This is a genomic window from Paenibacillus hunanensis (genome assembly GCF_014645615.1).
GTDB classification, from domain to species: domain Bacteria; phylum Bacillota; class Bacilli; order Paenibacillales; family Paenibacillaceae; genus Saccharibacillus; species Saccharibacillus hunanensis.
Map to the genome: position 1 here is coordinate 114770 of NZ_BMMB01000005.1, position 18737 is coordinate 133506.

Here is an 18737-nt window from a genome sequence, read left to right on the forward strand (position 1 = left end):
GCAAGGAATAAGGGAACCGACTCGGGTGGAGCCGCGGGAATCTTTTGGATTAGGAAGGAATGAAGATTCCCGCCCCTCGGAAAGGGTAAGATATTTTGCTTTCGCAAAAATCACTCTTCATTGAACCTCGTGTTAGAAAAGCACTAACACGGTAAGCCGTCCTTTTCCCTTATTTCCTTGCCTCCGTTCCGTACGTATTGCAGCATGATTTAAAAGCAATAGAACACATCAGCAAATCGGTACATATACGCCTAAATACGGTATGAAGCAAGCAATAGGATTGCAGTGTTTAGCCTTATGTTCCGACTTGCTAATCGGGTCTTTCCGTTGTGGCAGTTAGCTGCTTTGTGTTGGTGTTGTTTTTAACTTGTATCTACTTTTCATTTGTGAGTATGCCTATCGGCGTCTTATCTGTATTTTCTTCCTACAATTTTAATGCCTACTTTCCCTTCCAACTCACAGCAGATCGCCCTTATCCAGTCGTTCGACTATGGCGAAGGCGGATGCCATGTGGGGCTGGTGGGAGATGCTGAGGTGGATGCGGTAGGCGCTGTGATCGTCTTCCAAGCCCAGGCGTTGCCAGGCAGCCCCGGAGAGGGTGACGTTCGGTTTGCCCAGTGGATCTGGTAAAATCTCGATATCTTCAAATCCGATCACTTTGCCGATGCCGCAGCCGAAGGCTTTGGTGATGGCTTCTTTGGCGGCAAAGCGGCCGGATACAAATTCGGATTGACGTGACCCTCGATGATGAGCCACTTCTAGCTCGGCTGTGGTTAGCACGCGTGCCATGAATCGTTCTCCATGTGGACGCTCCAGAATTGCGACTACACGCTCGATTTCCAGCACGTCATGCCCTATTCCATAGATCAATATGCTACCTCCCGATCTGTGTGTATCTCTGCTTACGCATATGATCTATTGTACCAAATTCTTTGCTCTCAATCTGCCGCCGATGCAGATGACTTCGCGTAAGCATGAACATGATTTCGTACGATGGTGAAGAGACGTGATTGAAGCGCATAAAAAAGCGACTACAACCATAGGATGGATTGTAGTCGCTTGGTTCACTTTTTAAAAGCCATAGATGGCATGCTTTGCACCTCTTACGCTAGGGCAACAACATCGCTATCTGACCAGCTATTAAATACCTGGAATCGGATCGCGCTTGTGAGCGGTGCGCTTGTAGTAGCTTTCCAGACGCTCGGCTACTTCTGGCGCCACTTCTTTGCCTTCCAGATAATCGCAGTTATCGGCATAGGTGATGCCTAGCTCAGCTTCGTCGGTCTGATTTTCCCACAGACCCGCAGATGGAGCTTTATCCAGTATGGATTGCGGCACGCTCAGGTGGGAAGCTAGCTCGCGCACCTGACGCTTATCCAGCGTGCTCAGTGGCGTAATATCGACTGCACCGTCGCCATATTTGGTAAAGAAGCCTGTGATCGCCTCGGAGGCGTGGTCTGTACCGACAACAAGCAGATTGAGCGAGTTCGCAATGGCATACTGAACGACCATACGCGTTCTTGCTTTGATATTGCCTTTCGCTTGTGGGCTGATTGCTTCTTGCTCCAGATGTGGCATTACGCTGTTCACGGTTTCTTCGATCGCGTCGACGGCTTTGTGCACATTCGTTTCTACTTTGTATTTCAGGTTGAACGCTTCGGCTACCGCGTAGCTATCGTCGATATCTGCCTGTGTGCTGTATGGCTGGAATACGCCAACCGTTTTGTACTCAGTACCCTTTTCCTCGGTCAGCTCATCGGTTGCCTGCTTGCACAGCCCTGTCGCTACTGCGCTATCAATCCCGCCGCTGATTGCGATCAGCAAGCCCTGAGAACCGGACTTCTCGATATATGATTTCAGAAAATCCACCCGTTTGCGAACTTCTGCTTCCGGATCAATCGTAGGCTTTACTTTCAGATCATCAATAATTTGCTGCTGCATACTCATAACTGTTATCCACTCCTTCTGCTGTTCTGAACGTTTCTCTTTATATATACCCACAAACAAGTGAATCCTGCAACATCACATGATGTGATAGTTGCAGGATTCAGGGGCTTACTTCTCAATTACAGGCAGTACTTTTCGAAAGCATCATTCAGCGCAATGGAGATATCCTCTGCGGAATTGTTCTCGATCTGGTGACGCTCGATAAAATGAACCAGCTCGCCGTCTTTCATCAGAGCGATCGATGGGGAAGATGGTGGGAACGGTGCAAAATATTCGCGCGCCTTTGCTGTTGCTTCTTTATCCTGACCTGCAAATACTGTATACAGATTGTCAGGCTTCACATCGCTTTGCAGTGCATGAGCCACACCTGGACGGCATTGACCAGCTGCACAGCCACACACGGAGTTGATTACGATCAGTGTTGTACCTTTCGCGTTCTCCAGTGTTTCCTCTACTTCTTCCGGTGTACGCAGCTCTTGAATACCGATGCTAGTCAGCTCGTCACGCATAGGTTGTACCATATCTCGCATATATTGATCAAATGACATTGACATTGAAGTTCACTCCTTACTTTTAATAAGCATTACCTCTATTATACACAGGTTCAGCCATAATACCACCGCCGAAGAGCCGATTTCCAATAAAAAACCGCCTTAATCCTCGTCTTCCTCCGTTAAGCTTTCCGTTTCCTCATTCGTACTCATTTGTTCAAAAATGACCGAAAAGGTCGTTCCCTTTCCTTCCACCGAATCCACGACAATTCGTCCATGATGCCGCTCGGCAATACTCAGACAGAGTGATAAGCCCAGACCTGTGCCTTTGGACTTGGTCGTATAAAAGGGCTCGAACAGCTTGTCCAGACGATCTGCTGGAATACCCGGCCCTGTATCGCCAATGCGCATTACAACCTCACCATCCACCAGATCGGTTTCGATCCGCAGCTCACCCCGATCATCCATCGCTTCCATCCCGTTACGCGCTAGATTCAAGATCAGCTGCTTAATCTCTCTGGAGTTCATCGCGATTCGTGGTAGCTGCTCATACGCATAGAATGCAATAGACTGTCCGCGTAGATTCGCATCTGCCCACATGAGCGGCAGCAGCTCTCGAATGACCGTATTCAGATCGCCAGCTTCCTTTTCGATAACTCGATTCTGCGCGAGCGACAGAAAGTCATTAATAATACTATTCGCACGATCCAGCTCCTCCATCACGATCATATAATAATGATCGAGCGTAGCTGGACTTTTCTCTTTCATGAGTTGCAGGAAGCCACGCACCACAGCCATCGGGTTACGAATCTCGTGCGTAATGCTCGCTGCCATCTTACCAACCAGACTGAGCTGCTCGACATGGCTCAATTCACTGCGCAGATTCTCGATCTCCGTCACATCCTGACCGACGATAACGAATCCGGTTAGCTGCTCCCCCGGCTCATACCATAGAGGCGCAACATTCATATATAATACAGCATGATCTAGCCGTAAAATCTCACTTTCATTGGCATGGCTTTGCCTGGAGCGCTCGATCATATGAATCGTCCCTGCCAGACCCTCTGTCATCTGTGGCTCCTCTACCTCGAACAAGCATATTTCATGGATTCGCTCCCGTGTAGCATGCGGGAATGCTCTGCGCAATTGCACCAATGCCGCATCGTTGATGGCGGTAATGCATCCGTTTGCATCAATAGATGTGATCATCATCGGGGCGACGTTCATAAGCTGACGTAGCTTTTCCGCTTCCAGAATGACACGATTGGATAACTCCATCATCTGCTGACTCACCTGCTTACGCTCGATCACACGCTCAATCGCCTGCACGCAGTAGTCACCGACGATCACACCGGAAGCAATAATGAGACCGATCAATATCAACAGCGAGCTATCCATCTGCTGAAGCCGCTGCTCTATAAATAGCACCACGATTCCAAATAGTGATCCTGTTAGGATGAGCAGCAGCGCAATCATTCGCTTGATCCGCAGCGAAGAACGCTGGAATAACGGCGCACAAAGACCTGCTACCGGATACAATAACAGCCCGGTTTGAATAAGGAGATCGCTTACATGATGCTCCGCACTAATTAACCAGTACATCGCCACACTTAATATAAATAGTATCAGTCCACGCTTTGCGCCTATATAAAGTACGCCAACCATCAATGAGACAGCACCTAACGAAATCTGGATATCCACCGCGCTATAGATCGTCAATAGCCAGCCAATCACAATACTACAGGCAAAAGCAATTAACAGCACCGGGGCATAGCCACGCCATTTCAGACGGATATCCTGAACAGCATCATCACCACTACGTTCTACAACAGCCGAGAAAATAAATACAGAGGAGCCTACAGTCAGCATTTGCAGCAGGATTTCCTTGACGGCAATAATAATGGTGCGCCCCTCCTTTAGTGTCTGTCCTATTTCGATTAAAGCATAGCCTGCTTTTCATTACAATATATAGTAGCTTCTACTATTATTTTGAATTCATTATTTGATTCAATTGTTATTTAGTTGTTACTGATTAGTATAGATCATTTTGTTGGTTAGTATTCAATCATTATCGCGAATATTCAACATAATTTTTCAGTAAAATGCAAACCAGACACTGACGCTCTCATGTTCATGGTATACTATAGAGATAGCTTCATATTATGTATATAAAGGAACGATTACGTTTGAAATACGATATTATTGTGATCGGCGGCGGTTCTGCTGGTTTGATGGCAAGTGTGGCTGCCAGTGAGAACGGCGCACGCGTACTGCTTGTGGACAAAGGTAACAAGCTGGGACGGAAGCTGGGCATCTCCGGTGGTGGACGCTGTAATGTAACCAATGCGAAGGAAATTGACGAATTAATCAAATACATTCCGGGTAACGGACGCTTTTTGTACAGTGCGCTGGCGAATTTTAGCAATCTGGATATTATGCGCTTTTTTGAGGATATGGGTATTGCACTAAAGGAAGAGGATAATGGGCGCATGTTCCCGGTATCGGATAAAGCGAAGACGGTTGTTGATGCGCTGGTAAGTCGAGTACGTGCGCAGGGTGTAGAGATTCGAGTAAACAGCCCGGTCGCTGAGGTGCTGTACGAGGATGGAGCGGTCGCAGGTGTGCGTCTACGTTCCGGTGAACGTCTGCGCAGCAAAGCGGTCATTATCGCTGTCGGCGGCAAGTCTGTACCACAAACTGGCTCTGAGGGCGATGGATATCCGTGGGCAGAGCAAGCCGGGCATACGATTACCGAGCTATATCCGACCGAGGTGCCGCTCACCTCGCCCGAAGCATTTATTCAAAGCAAGGAGCTACAGGGGCTGTCCCTGCGCGATGTCACCCTGACCGTCTGGAATCCGAAGGGCAAAAAGCTGATCATGCACGAGGGCGATATGCTGTTCACGCACTTTGGAATCTCTGGCCCAGCGGCTCTGCGTTGCAGCCAGTACGTTGTTAAAGCGCTGAAAAAGTTCCCGGTCACCTCGGTACAGCTTACCATCGATCTGCTGCCTGATCGCAGCACAGACGATGTGTATCGCGAGACACTACAGCTCGCCGAGCAGGAATCTCGTAAAGCGGTCAAAAATGTGCTCAAAGGCTATGTGCCGGAGCGACTCATTCCGCTACTTCTACAAAAATCAGGTATTTCCGGTGATATCACCTACGATCATATTCCGAAGCAGCAATGGATGGAGCTGGCTCGCCTGATCAAGGCATTTCCGGTAGCCATTCACGGTACACTGTCGATCAAGGAAGCCTTTGTTACAGGTGGTGGCGTGAACCTGAAAGAAATTCATCCGCAAACGATGGAATCGAAGATGATGCCAGGGCTGTATTTCTGCGGTGAGGTGCTGGACATTCACGGCTATACCGGTGGTTATAATATTACCGCTGCGTTTACGACCGGTCATGCGGCAGGTCGGAGTGCTGCGGAGGCTGTACAAGTGCTGGTGTAATGCACCATAACGACAATTCCGATTATCTTTTAAATTGAGTATAAAATAAACGACCTCCTGCATCGTGGAATGATGCTCAGGAGGTCGTTTTGTTTGTTCAGCTCTAATAACTATCATTCGATATGATCTCACCCATCATGTGTACATAAAGCGGGTCGTAGTCATTCTACTCCACCTTCACCGAGCGATGCGCAGCACGCTCTGGCTGCTCCACTTCATCCAGATACCGGCGTAGCTTCTCCGTATCATCCGTCTGAATCATCGTAAAGCCCTGCTGCAAATGAGCCTGCCAGTTCGCTTCCGCATCACCTAGCTCAGATTGACCTGCACACAATGAATCCCACATCGTGTTCACCCACAGGCGGCAATTATGCTGACGAATAGTACGCAGCACCTCGGGCGCAACCAGCGGGCTATCCTCTCGTTCAAAACAGATTTCCACCGCCTGTGGCTTCACATAGCGGCAGAAGTCATCCATCTGTGCGGCATGCTGCTCATTCGTACTATCTAAAACGTGCATATATAACGGCTTTTCCCCCACTCGGTGGATAAAACGATGGATCTCCTCAGGCTCTGCGGTGCTTTTGAACAGTGTTTGCTGCACGGTTCCGGTTCGCTCCAGAATCGGATAAATCTCCTCACGCCATGCCCAGCATTTATCCAGGTTAATCATCACCTTATTGCGCACAAGGATCATCACCTCTTCCAGCGTTGGAATGGTGTAGTTCGTCAGCAGCTTCGCCGAGCCGCCCTGATATTGACGTAGCCGCAACTCACGTAGCTCAGCAAGCGTCATCTCCGCAATCGTTCCACTGCCATTCGTCATGCGATCCACTGTCTCGTCATGCATCAGTACAAATGCACCATCGCGTGTCTGCTGTACATCGATTTCGATTAGATCCGCGTGTGCGACGATGGAATACTGAATCGCCGCCAGTGAATTTTCTGGCGCGTGTCTCCAGTCGCCACGATGGGCTGCAATCATGACACGTCCATCTGGATTATGGAAGCTGGATACAATCTCGTTATAGCCTGTCCGACCTGGTTCATGTTCTGTTGTCAGGAAGTCATCTCTCATTGGCGTTATCTCCAGTTCGTTATTTCCGGTCGCTGCCGGTAGCCTCGAATGCTTGTTATCCACTTTAACGTGTCAACATTAACGGGATTGGATATTTGTGCAATTTTTACGTAAACGTTTTGTAAACGCATCGATAAGTTACCAACATCCTATACACAAATTAGTACCAGATATTAAGTGCTTACGCACAAGTTATTAACAAGTTATACACAGCCTGAGGATAGAAATTAGTAAAATACTTCCACACTATACAGGACGGGAGATAATTATGCAGATAGGCATGTGAATAAAAAGTTGATTTGGAGCTATTTTATCCTCACACGGTGTATAAACTGTGGATTTTATGCAGATCGAACCCACTAAAAATAATGGATCGAATTTATTCACAAGGATATCCACAGTATTTATCCACTTTTCCACAGGGTATACACATCTTGCACACATATTTTTTCCATTTTATTTGTGCGTAGGAAAATGAATGTTCATTCATTTATCCACAATATGCTTGCTTTCTTTTTAATAAAATACGGTTATCTCCAGCGTCAATTGTGAAATATAGAACACTTCGCTTACCGTTTAAATGAAATTTAATCCTTAAATTTAATATTTAAAATGCGCGGCATTGTGACAAATCACACATTTTTTAATTTTAATTGCAGGTAAGATAAAGATAGTAATCATAACTACTTCAACATTTGTCTTAATAGATTGGATGCCGTAATGATTCCATACAGAAAGGATGACCGTATCATGATTAATATGTCTATGAATAATACCGAGCAATCTATGCATCTGTACCGTGTTTTTGCCAAAGCTTTTAAAAGCTTGAGTGAACACGCTGTAGCAGGCAGTAAGATCGAAGGCTTCAACTCCACCGCATTCTCTGTTATGGAGGTTTTGTATTTTAAAGGAGCACAGCCGATTCAGCAGATCGGTGCGAAGCTGCTGCTACAGAGCGGCAATGTGACGTATGTGATCGACAAGCTGGAGCACGGCGGCTTACTGCGCCGACACCCATGTCCAACCGACCGCCGCGTAATCTATGCTGAGCTGACCGATCAGGGACGTGCGATGATGGATGATATCTATCCAAAGTACGAGGAACGTCTGAACTTCGCTCTAAGCGGATTGAATGTACAGGAAAAAGATCAAATGATCTATCTGCTCAAAAAGCTAGGTATGGAAGCGGAGCGCCTGTCTCCATCCATGCGTAAATAATGTAGCGCTTCAGATCTATCTGGAGTCCAGCAACACGATAGAACCTAAAACAAAAAACGGATGCCCTATACGATAAGGACATCCGTTTTTTTGATGTTTGATATACGCCAGCTTACCTGTGTACTTTATAGGCTGGTAATCGTTTTGATCATCATTTATTCACGATCATTGAGGATTGATACTCATTCGACCTCGCTCTAATGTACACATACGAGACGCATAACGATGGAACAACTCCGGCTCATGCGTCACAACCAGCAATGAAGCTCCACGCTGTATCGCATCTCCACATAGCTCGAGCAAGCGCGCAATTGTAAAATAGTCCGCCGCCGAGCCCGGCTCATCTAAAATGTACAGTGGGCGCTCCAGTAGAAACTGTGCCGCTGCTGCCAGCAAGCGCTTCTGCCCACCACTCAAGCTATACGGCGAGGCATCGCGCTGCTCCAGCAGACCGATTCGCTCCAGCATCTGCTCTACTCTGGATGAATGCAGCTCTGGCAATTCCTCATGTCGACGCAAGCGGAGCTGAGCGCGCAGACCGAAGGCACATTCCTCCCATACGGTCGCCGCTACCCATTGATGATCTGGATGCTGGAACAGATAAGCGGTGTCCACTGCACGCCTGTCCAGCTTATCTCGATACGTGTCGTGTACGCCGCGATAGATCGTTCTCGCAGGAGGTTGAAGCAGACCGGATAGCAGACGTGTTAATGTCGTTTTCCCCGAACCGTTGGCACCACATAGCAATGTCATTTCGCCGGGAAATAGCTGCAAATCGATAGCCTGTAACGCAGGCAACGCCGCTCCTGGATAGGTGTAACTCAGCTGCTTGATCTTCACGACTGCTGTACGCTGCTTAGCAGACAGGGCAGTTGGGTTCGCTGCTGATTTTACCGCCATTACTCTGCCTGCGTCTGGCAGAGCGATAGACTGTTCAATCGAATGCTGTGCTGACTGCATCGTCATCCCTTTTACCAATCCTACTGATTGTTCTGTTGCCGAGTGTTCTCCTGCCGAACTTTCTGACGACCTTTTTATAGAAGAAACCGATGCTGATGGCAAAATAAATAACGTCTCGAGCTGCTCGCGATGCTGCTGCTTTATCGTCGCAGGCTCACCCTCCAGCAGCACCTTTCCTTCCTGGATAATGCTCACACGATCAGCTCGATCTGCAAGCTCATCCCAGCGTGCAGATGCAGTAATTAGCGTTTTGCCTTGATCATGCCAGCGCTGGATCATCTGTGCCACACGCTTTCTACCGATCGGATCTAAGCTCGCCGCCGGTTCATCCAGCACCAGCATTTCCGGTTCCATCGCCAGTACAGCGCCAAGTGCTGTACGCTGGCGCTGCCCACCAGACAGACGATGCACCGCCTGGGAACGCACATGCTCAAGCTCCAGCTCCTCTGTTAATCGATCGATGCGCTTCCCGATCTCTGTAGCAGGTAGGCGTAGATTTTCCGGGCCAAATGCCAGTTCATCCTCTACCGTACCGACGACCAGCTCTGCATCCGGGTCCTGTCCCAGTGTACCGAGCACATCCACCAGCTCACCCGGTGGTGCAAAGGCAGGATCAAATCCATGCACCTGTACGGTTCCTTCACGTTGCCCGCCAGCAAGCCGTGGCAGCTGTCCGTTAATCAGACGGCAGATGGTCGATTTCCCGCTACCACTTGCACCAATCATTGCCACCCATTCACCAGAAGCTACCGTTAGCGATAAGCCTTGAATAACAGCTGTAGAGCTACCCTCATATCTATACTGTACATCCTGTAACACAATCGCTGGATCAGACACCATTGCCGCAGAAGACGTTGTCGACGATTTAGCGTCCATTCGAGAAGGCTGCGAAACGGCGCAGCAGTCCTGTTTTGCCTAGTGCGCGTGCCAGTCCGACAGTCAGCAAGCCACAGAGCAGAATACCGCTCAGAATGCGTACAACCATCGCAATCGCCAGCACACCAAAGCCAAATTTACTATATCCGAACAATTGAATCGCTACGATAAACCAGATCGGCACCATCGCACCACCGACGAGCATCATCACACCTGTCGACCAGTTACGGTAACGCAGCACAGCGAAAATAATCTCCGCAATCGCCATATAGCATACCGCTGCTGCCAGCGCCGAGATCATCCCATACGACGTTCCGACAAAGCTCTGTACCAGCGCACCGAGCGCGTACGTAATCACGGCTGTACCAGGCTTACGAATAATATAGTAAGCGAGTAAGCCATATACCATATACAGACCGGTAATGGTCGATGTGAGAATCGGACCACCCAGACTGCTCAGCAGCTGATTCACACCGGACATGTACATCGTCAGCACGGCATTGGCTGTAGCCAGTAGCGCCATCAGCACGATATCCATCGTTGTGAACGCTTGAAATGTTTTGTTCATTGTATTCTGAATTGGGGTACTCATACATTCTCTCCTTACGGTATGCTCTAGCACACACTTATATTGTTAACCACGAATTATAATTTAGGTTAACAATAAACAGAAGTCAATCCCTTTTTTCATAGACTACAGTAGAATACATACTATTGCCGTCAGGATCAGACCGGTAATCATCGTCGGTATCGCTGAGGCTGGCAGTACAAATGGACGGTAAAATGTACGCTCTGTATACGCCCCAAAGCCCTTTGCATCCATCGCACCTGCAATATGCTGAATGCGGCGTATCGATCCAGTGAACACAGAGCCGAGATACTCGCGGTTTTGCCGAATCGCCTCCAGTCCGCGTCCACGGCGTTCGCCGCGAAGTCTGCGTGCTGCCAGCGCAAGCGTTGCTTCCTCACGCAATAACGGTAAGAAGGTGAGCGCCAGCGCCAATCCATAGGCAAATCGATACGGCACTCTCAGCTTCTGCACCAGCGCACTCACCAGCTCGCGATAATCGGTCGTGAGCGATAAGGCAACCGAGGTCATACAGAGGATAAAAATACGAAGCGTCATCACAGCTCCATAATCCATCCCGCCTGCTGTAATCTGTAGCGCTCCTGCTTGCCATAGCACCGTGCCACTACGTACCGTCAACAGAGATAAGACGAAATACGGAATGCCAATCACCAGCAATAGCTTGAATAATGGACGTCCAATGACCTGCCCCGATCCCCACAGAATCGCCAGCCATACACATGCAAATAAAATCGCCTGCGGCAAGGCATGCTGAATATGCACAGCCAGCACCGAGACGCACAACAACAAAACGATCTTCGTCAGCGGGTCCATACGGTACAGCCATCTATGTTTGTTTATATCCAATCGTTCCACTCCCTGTGCTCTGCCGAGCCTTACTAGATCACGTCTCTTATGTTCAGCTTCTATATCTTACACCCACCCGTACATGACCAATCATCGCTCAAGCATCGTTGCTCGTAATCGCTTGGACTTGGTTACCGGGAAGTACATTTTTTTGAGTCAGAAGCGCTGTCCGCAATCGGTGTTAGAATACCGCATGCCTGTCATTTACGCAAGCATGGCTGCATCCGTTTTATGTATGATTGCCGCATTTATCGTTACTGCTATCTAGCGCCTAGCACCTATCGTCACTTAGTAGGATGGTGCTGTTATTGTTGTAAGGGTACTGCTAAAATTTGCTGATATGACTGCTATAGCTATCGTGATGATACGTTCTATGCTCATCTATATGTAATTCGCATCTAGCTTTATTTCTGTACAAGCCAAAAACCGGTATCCGCCCCAGTTGGAACGAATACCGGCAACTTGCCAGAGTTAATACTACGATCATGTTATGTAGCATCAAGCCCTTTTCAGTGGCATCGAATAGCAGCTTTCTCTTATCCGAAATCAGAGAATGATCGGATTCGGTACTTAGACGACGACGGAAGATTTGGGCTTGGAAGAGCGAGCACGCTCTGGAGAATTGCCGGTATCCGCAGACACGACCTCGCCGCATAGCATAGCAAGACGTTTGCGAATCTCGCGCAGCTCACCGATACCAGTACCTGTAATCCGGTACTCTTCACCACTCACGGTCAGCATATTTTCGGCGGTTAGATGCTCAAGCTGCTGCTTGACCTCGCGATCACCGACACGATATCCCCAATTTTCCAGCACAGGCTGCATATCAGCAATGGTCAGCATATGCTGATTCGCCTGATGCAGCATATGAATCCGAATAAACAAATTTTGTACCTCCGCATGCATATACCCTTCTCTCCTTCCAATCGACTGATTGATATAGCGCTGAATAGATGTGCACAGGTCCGGAAACCGATTTGATTCAAGCTGTACTTACCCTGCCAGCCAGTGAGGTAAACATATTTCCAGTTTATATTCCAAATTTTACCTTACATTAAAAGTAATCGTCATCACTCCATCGAGCAGCCATCTTTTCCTAATCTTCATTGGCAAAATATTAGTACAGCGGTATACTAGGACGTACACGTCAACACATTAGCTGACCGCAGGATGAACCTGCGACCTGCAACCAATTTATACGAAAAAGGTGATTTCCATGTTTGAAAATATAGCGTACACTGGCTCACGTGAGGAGCAATATGCCACTGCACTAAGCCAGCTGAAAGCACTGATTCATGACGAAAGCGATCGAATCGCCAATCTGTCGAATGCGTCTGCACTGCTCAAGCAATTCCTACAGGATACGAACTGGACAGGCTTCTATCTGTATAATGGCACCGAGCTTGTACTGGGTCCTTTCCAAGGTTTGCCTGCCTGCATTCGCATTCCGCTTGGCAAAGGCGTATGCGGAACTGCTGCTGCGGAGCGCCGCACATTGCTAATTGCCGATGTGCATGAATTCCCGGGTCATATCGCATGCGATGCAGCATCTAACAGTGAGATCGTTGTGCCACTCGTTCGTGGTGATGAGCTGATCGGTGTGATCGATATCGATAGTCCGCTGAAAAATCGCTTCGATGAGCAGGATCAGCAATTTTTGGAGCAATTTGCTACCATTTTGCTAGAAGCAATCTGAGTGGCTGAGCCTCAACCATAGATCACTCGTTACACAAAAAGCCATTCCCACATCAGAGCAGCAATCGTGCATCTGATACAGGGAATGGCTTTTTAGGCTGAAACGATACTATAGTCGCTTCCATTCATTATTATCGTTTTATAAAAGGCAGCTACCTTATTAGAAGCCAGCTTATAGCATGAAGAGTTAGTGTATAGCTATAAGATGATTTCAAAAAGTTGTCCACATGTGGATACTTTTGATCGCTTATGCACTTCAACCTTATGCTCTACATGGGCTAAATGGAATGTATCATAAGTCAGAGAATATATCATGAGATAGAAAATACGCTATACACTCAGCTCAGGCAAGCAACGAATCAATCGCCTACGCTACTACCGTCCTGATACTCACCGCGTACACGCACGACATTGCCGTCCTTGTCCAGATCGACACGTACGGTTGTCCCTGCCTTACGCTCATTGGCTGGACCGTCTGTACCTTCAAAGTTCGCAGCTTTTTTATATTTTTTCTCATCTGTACCTTGCTTGATCACCACTTCGGTATCGGTTTCGGATACGAATTGACCTACGATATCACGCTGGGAATTGTCCATATCGTCTGCGTCCTTCGCCAGCTGTGCAGTAGCAATCGTGCTATCCTGCGCATTCAGCGTTACGCTCACCTCTTGACCGGGCAGGTCTACCGAGGTTGGTAGGCCAGCGGCTGGCTCGTAGGAATTGCTTTTTGGAATCACGAGCTGATTGCCACCCACATCGAGTGTCATCGTGTCGCCATTTTCAGATACATATTTACCAACTACGTTATAATCCGAGCTGGAATCACTTTTGTTCGGATCAGTAGAGTACTGACGGAAATCTCCCTCCAGCGTTTGCGCATTTGTGTTCGCCTGTCCAGTATCCTCTGGAGTCGCCTCACTTGCGCTTTGCAGAGGTGCGGTTGGATCGCCGCTCTGACTTGCCTCTTTATTATTCGTGTCGCCACATCCGGCAATCACACCTGATAATAAAACTGCCGCAGCAGTTCCCATCCATAATCGATTCTTCATACGAAAAAGCTCCTCTCGCTAGTAATATCCGTATTCGCAAGCAGTGTACATCGCTCATATGACCTTATACCCCAAACAACGGTCTTTCCAAACCTGCACCCTATGGAATCATTCGCTTCTTATCACTGACACGCTATGAATAGACAGCTATTTAGCAAGGATAAATGTACATTTTTTACCATGTTTCACCATAAACCGCGTGGTTTTAATAGTTCATACGGCTCGCTAAATGAAGCAGGTCATTGGAACTATAGTAAGGTGGTCAACTATCCGCAAAATTATTTACTAAATTCATTAATAAGTACGTTACATCAAAGGATGCAATAGAGTATAATCAAGTAGGTCACCTTACAGAAATTAACTATTTATTCATTGCATAGTTGCAGTGAAATAGTTAGCACATTTACTCCAATCTCCTCATTAGCACTTTAGCCGCAATGCTTCATCAGGGAGTACGGACACTTCAAGCTGACGACCGGAATCTATGAACTACATAAGAAAGGGGTTTTTTATGCATCTATTTAAGAAAGTTAGTGTAATAATGATCGCTGTCATTTTGTTGATGACAGGTACGCTCATGCCCACACTAACGTATGCGGAGGATAACACATCCACGACTGCGAATGATTCCAGTTCATCCAGTGCCTCCACAACGACAGTACAATCGGACACGTATGGAACGAATGGATCAACAACGGCACCAGACAATACGAGCGGAGCCGCTACACCTGATCCAGCAACATCAGCAGCCCCTGCGGCTACAACCCAGTCCACTCCAGCAGCGAAGAAAAGCATTTTAACCGATGCGTTTTTGACAGATGCGAATGGTAATGTCATTCAAGGGGACGGATCGGGCGCAGCGATCGACCCGGATGCACCAATCAATCTGAATTACAAATGGTCATTGCCGGAGGATGGCTCGTACAAAGCCGGATCGACATTCGAATTCGATCTGCCCTCTACGTTTACACTTTATAATGATATCAACAATGTTTCACTCGACTTTGGCGGTCAATCTGTCGGTAGCTTCAACGCTACACAAAGCGGTCATGTAACCGTTACGTTCAACTCTACGATTGAACGCTACTCGGATATTCATGGCACCATGCAGTTCCGCACAGCGCTGAGTAAGCAAACGGTAAGCGGTAGCACCGAAGTGAAGATTCCTGTTCCCCTCGGCGATAGCTCCCAGGTTATCATCATCTATATCAAGCCAGCCAAAGGCAACGCCATTAGCAAAAAAGGTGCTGTCATTACGGGCGGCAAAATTCGCTGGACTGTCGATCTGAACACCAACGGTGAGAAGCTCGACAATGCCGTTCTGAGCGATCCGATGCTAGCCGGACTCAAGCTCGATCCAGCAAGCATTCAGGTGTACACACTGAATGTCAAAGGCGATGGCAGCACAAGTCAGGGCTCACAGCTTAGCTCCGGCTACACACTGACAGCAGACGATAGCCAGTTCAGCCTATCCTTTGATAGCTCGACTCGCTCTGCTTATCGTGTGATCTATGTAACCTCGATTACCGATAACGCTCAAACGGTATTCAAAAACAAAGCAACTCTGAGCACAAGCAGCGGTAGCGCTACAGCCGAGGCACAGGTTACCGTACAACAGCAATTTTTGAGTAAAAAGGTCGATAGTTACGACTCTGCTACCGGAACGATCAACTGGTCGATTGGCTACAATCTGAACAATCAGTCGATTCCGCAAAGTCAGGCGATTCTAAAAGACCGCTTTAATAGTTCACAGAAGCTGGTTGCTGGTTCAGTCAAAGTCTATGACACGAACAACAATGTGCTGACCGAAGGCACGGACTACACCGTAACGACAGTAGCGCCGCAAAATGGCACAACCGGCTTCGATCTGCAATTTAATAAGGATGTCCAAACAGCCTATACGATCAAGTACAGTACAGCCCCAGTTGGACAGATTATTCAGAATGACACCATTAATAACACCGTTACAGCAGGCAATACAAGCGCATCTGCCAGTCAGCCGATCAAGGGTCTGTCCTTTGTCAAAACATTGACGGATGCCAACTATATTCGTAAGGATGCAACGTGGAAGCTCGCACTGGATAATCAGGGACAGCCTCTACAAAATGCATTGATCGATGATCAATTCCCGAATGGTGGACTGGAGTTCCTGCCAGATACGCTAAAGGTTATGCGTTCAGACGGTAGCGATTATCCTGCATCACTGTATACCGTAACTGTTAACGATGCACGCGCAGGCTTCCGCATTACGTTCCTTCAGCCGCCTAGCGAGCCGCTCAACATTACGTATCGCACGACATTCGATGCAGACTGGAAAAAGAACAAATCCGAAGTCTCCTATCAGAATATCGCTGCATTGTACTGGCAGGAAAACGGTACGTATCGTACTATTCCATCCGAAGCTCGCTTCTGGCCAGATAATCTGACCGTAAACAATGGCTCCAAAGATGGAACCTATAATGCGGTCACCAAAGAAATCACATGGACGATCAAAGCGAACTACAACAACAAGAAATTAACAAATGCAGTCTTAACCGATACGATCGAAGCAGGACAGAGCTATGTTCCTGGCTCACTCACTGTATCAAATATGACACTACTCGGCTGGTGGAATGGTGTAGAGCAAGGCGCACCGGTTAATCCAGCAGACTATACGGTCACCACTCCAGCCGATGGAGCGAATGGCGGCACATTGCAAATTAAGTTTGCCAAGCCGATCAATTCCGCTTACTGGATCACCTTCAAAACAACACTGACCGGTCAGGTCATCCCAAAAAGCGTGCACAATGCGGCAACGCTTAAAGGTAATGAAGGCGACTACCCATGGGCAGCGAATGTGAGCATCCCGAACGGTGGCGAGTACGTTAACAAAACAGGTGAGCAAAAAGGCAACAACATCAATTGGACGATCAATATTAACCGCGGCCAATCCTATGTTGAAAATGCCAAAATTATTGATACACCAACGTCCAATCAAATTTTGTTAACTGATTCATTCCATCTGTACAATGCAACAGTTGGGACGGATGGCTCATTGAAGCGTGGTACTGAGGCTGTTCAAGGTACAGACTACAAGCTGTCTGTCATTCCGGGCACACCGGAGCAGTTCGAGTTATCATTCACCAAGCCTATTCAATCGGCCTATATTCTCGACTATGCCACACTGATCACTGCGGGCGACCGTGATAAGGTGAGTAACAGTGTGAAATTTACAGGCAACGGTATTACAACCGGAACGGTGCAAACGAACAAAGAAATCATTGTACGTAGCTCCTCTGCCAGCGGTACAGGCTCCGGTGCTACAGGCAACCTGATTTTGCATAAGGTCGATAGTGCAGATGCAACAATCTCACTGGCAGGTGCCGTATTCCAGCTACAGGATACGCTGGGCTTACGCTCACCAATCACGCTGACGACCGATGCACAGGGACGTATCCTGTTCACTCAGCTTCTGTATGGCACGTATAATTTGCAGGAGATTACCGCTCCAGCAGGCTATGTGCTTGATCCAACTGTACACTCGGTGACGATCAATGCGGCGAATCAGCAGGCAGGTAATGTACTGTCGATTACACTGACTAATACGAAGGCGCCACCTGTTGTGGGCAGTCTGCTTGTGAACAAGGTCGATAGTGCGGATGCTTCTATCGCGCTGGCAGGTGCTGTGTTCCAATTGCAGGATGCAGCAGGCGCTAATGCACCGATCGTCGTAACGACCGATGCTCAAGGACAGGCACTGTTCAACCAGCTGCCATATGGCACTTACAACTTGCAGGAGATTACCGCTCCACAGGGCTATGTGCTCGATTCGACTGTGCATTCGATTACGATCGATGCTACGAATCAGCAAGCAGGAACAGGCTTGGTGATGACGCTAACCAATACGAAAACGCCAGTGACACCAACGCCGACTCCTACACCGGGTACGACGACACCTGGAACACCGACACCAACGCCGTCGAAGCCAGATAAGGATCGTCCATCAACACCAACGACACCTGGTAATGGTAACCCAACACCAGGCACGACAACACCAACCGATCCAACGGTTCCGATCAGCGATGATCCTGTACCGCAAGGTACGGTGACACCAGATCAGCCGTCCGTTCCACCGACAGATGAGACGACACCGGATATTCCAATTCCGGATGATCCGGTTCCACAGGGTACAACGCCACCAGAAAGCACACCGGACATTCCGGTTCCAGATGAGCCAGTTCCACGTGGAACGACGGTACCATCTGAGCCTTCGACTCCGGTGAAGCAACCATCTGTACCGATGCTACCGAAGACGGGTGAGGACAGCAATACACCATTCTGGATCGCTGGTGCTTCGCTTGTTGCTCTTGGTATTTTGTTGAATCGTATGAATAATCGTCGCACACGCTCAAGCGGCAAATCCGAATAATGTAACACCAAGTAGCTAACAAAAATCCCACCTTACAGATCATTCGTAAGGTGGGATTTTTCTGTCTTATTTCTTGCTCCATTTTTCTTACTACATTTCTGAATACATGTAAGTCTAATTCT

The 18737-nt window shown here is 48.1% G+C and carries 14 protein-coding genes; 4 read left to right on the forward strand and 10 right to left on the reverse strand.

Annotated elements, in window-relative coordinates:
* Nucleotides 1-456 precede the first annotated feature (456 nt).
* From acpS to IEX62_RS11770, 4 genes are all read right to left on the reverse strand, one after another.
* Nucleotides 457-870, reverse strand: a complete 414-nt coding sequence (gene acpS / locus IEX62_RS11755) for a holo-ACP synthase (protein WP_188775722.1) — start codon at nt 868-870, stop codon at nt 457-459.
* A 270-nt stretch (nt 871-1140) separates the two neighbouring features.
* Nucleotides 1141-1947, reverse strand: a complete 807-nt coding sequence (nadE, locus tag IEX62_RS11760; RefSeq protein WP_188775723.1) for an NAD(+) synthase — start codon at nt 1945-1947, stop codon at nt 1141-1143.
* A 119-nt stretch (nt 1948-2066) separates the two neighbouring features.
* A complete protein-coding gene (locus IEX62_RS11765; protein WP_188775724.1) occupies nt 2067-2501 on the reverse strand; it encodes a BrxA/BrxB family bacilliredoxin in 435 nt (144 codons plus the stop codon).
* A gap of 99 nt (nt 2502-2600) precedes the next feature.
* The gene (locus IEX62_RS11770) at nt 2601-4307 is read right to left on the reverse strand and encodes an ATP-binding protein (protein ID WP_188775725.1); all 1707 of its coding nucleotides are present in this window, start codon (nt 4305-4307) and stop codon (nt 2601-2603) included.
* A gap of 317 nt (nt 4308-4624) precedes the next feature.
* Here IEX62_RS11770 and IEX62_RS11775 point away from each other — a divergent pair, with 317 nt between their 5' ends.
* Complete coding sequence (locus IEX62_RS11775) at nt 4625-5896, forward strand: BaiN/RdsA family NAD(P)/FAD-dependent oxidoreductase (RefSeq protein WP_188775726.1); 1272 nt, start codon at nt 4625-4627, stop codon at nt 5894-5896.
* Nucleotides 5897-6062: 166 nt separating this feature from the next.
* Here the strand turns inward: IEX62_RS11775 and IEX62_RS11780 are convergent, their stop codons facing one another.
* Entirely contained in the window at nt 6063-6974 is a 912-nt protein-coding gene (locus IEX62_RS11780) for a glycerophosphodiester phosphodiesterase family protein (RefSeq protein WP_188775727.1), read from the reverse strand.
* Between the two features lie 750 nt (nt 6975-7724).
* Here IEX62_RS11780 and IEX62_RS11785 point away from each other — a divergent pair.
* Nucleotides 7725-8192, forward strand: coding sequence for a MarR family winged helix-turn-helix transcriptional regulator (locus IEX62_RS11785; protein WP_188775728.1), 468 nt, complete (start codon nt 7725-7727; stop codon nt 8190-8192).
* A gap of 165 nt (nt 8193-8357) precedes the next feature.
* Here the strand turns inward: IEX62_RS11785 and IEX62_RS11790 are convergent, their stop codons facing one another.
* The 4 genes from IEX62_RS11790 to IEX62_RS11805 all read right to left on the reverse strand — a co-directional run bounded on the left by IEX62_RS11790 (nt 8358) and on the right by IEX62_RS11805 (nt 12369).
* A complete protein-coding gene (locus tag IEX62_RS11790; protein ID WP_188775729.1) occupies nt 8358-10028 on the reverse strand; it encodes an ABC transporter ATP-binding protein in 1671 nt (556 codons plus the stop codon).
* Nucleotides 10018-10620, reverse strand: coding sequence for an ECF transporter S component (locus IEX62_RS11795; RefSeq protein ID WP_188775730.1), 603 nt, complete (start codon nt 10618-10620; stop codon nt 10018-10020). The genes IEX62_RS11790 and IEX62_RS11795 overlap by 11 nt, the downstream gene beginning before the upstream one ends.
* Nucleotides 10621-10722: 102 nt before the next feature.
* Nucleotides 10723-11463 carry an energy-coupling factor transporter transmembrane component T family protein gene (locus IEX62_RS11800; protein WP_188775731.1) on the reverse strand — a complete coding sequence of 247 codons (741 nt, stop codon included), beginning with the start codon at nt 11461-11463 and terminating at the stop codon, nt 10723-10725.
* Between the two features lie 570 nt (nt 11464-12033).
* Nucleotides 12034-12369 carry a hypothetical protein gene (locus IEX62_RS11805; RefSeq protein WP_188775732.1) on the reverse strand — a complete coding sequence of 112 codons (336 nt, stop codon included), beginning with the start codon at nt 12367-12369 and terminating at the stop codon, nt 12034-12036.
* Nucleotides 12370-12679: 310 nt separating this feature from the next.
* On the opposite strand from IEX62_RS11805, the gene msrC reads away from it, so the two are divergent.
* Nucleotides 12680-13159, forward strand: coding sequence for a free L-methionine (R)-S-oxide reductase MsrC (msrC, locus tag IEX62_RS11810; protein WP_188775733.1), 480 nt, complete (start codon nt 12680-12682; stop codon nt 13157-13159).
* A 358-nt stretch (nt 13160-13517) separates the two neighbouring features.
* On the opposite strand, the gene IEX62_RS11815 is transcribed toward msrC, so the two are convergent.
* Nucleotides 13518-14207: a hypothetical protein gene (locus tag IEX62_RS11815; RefSeq protein ID WP_188775734.1), complete on the reverse strand. Its 690-nt coding sequence runs from the start codon at nt 14205-14207 to the stop codon at nt 13518-13520.
* A 511-nt stretch (nt 14208-14718) separates the two neighbouring features.
* On the opposite strand from IEX62_RS11815, the gene IEX62_RS11820 reads away from it, so the two are divergent.
* Nucleotides 14719-18615 carry an LPXTG cell wall anchor domain-containing protein gene (locus IEX62_RS11820; RefSeq protein WP_188775735.1) on the forward strand — a complete coding sequence of 1299 codons (3897 nt, stop codon included), beginning with the start codon at nt 14719-14721 and terminating at the stop codon, nt 18613-18615.
* The last annotated feature ends 122 nt before the right edge of the window (nt 18616-18737 follow it).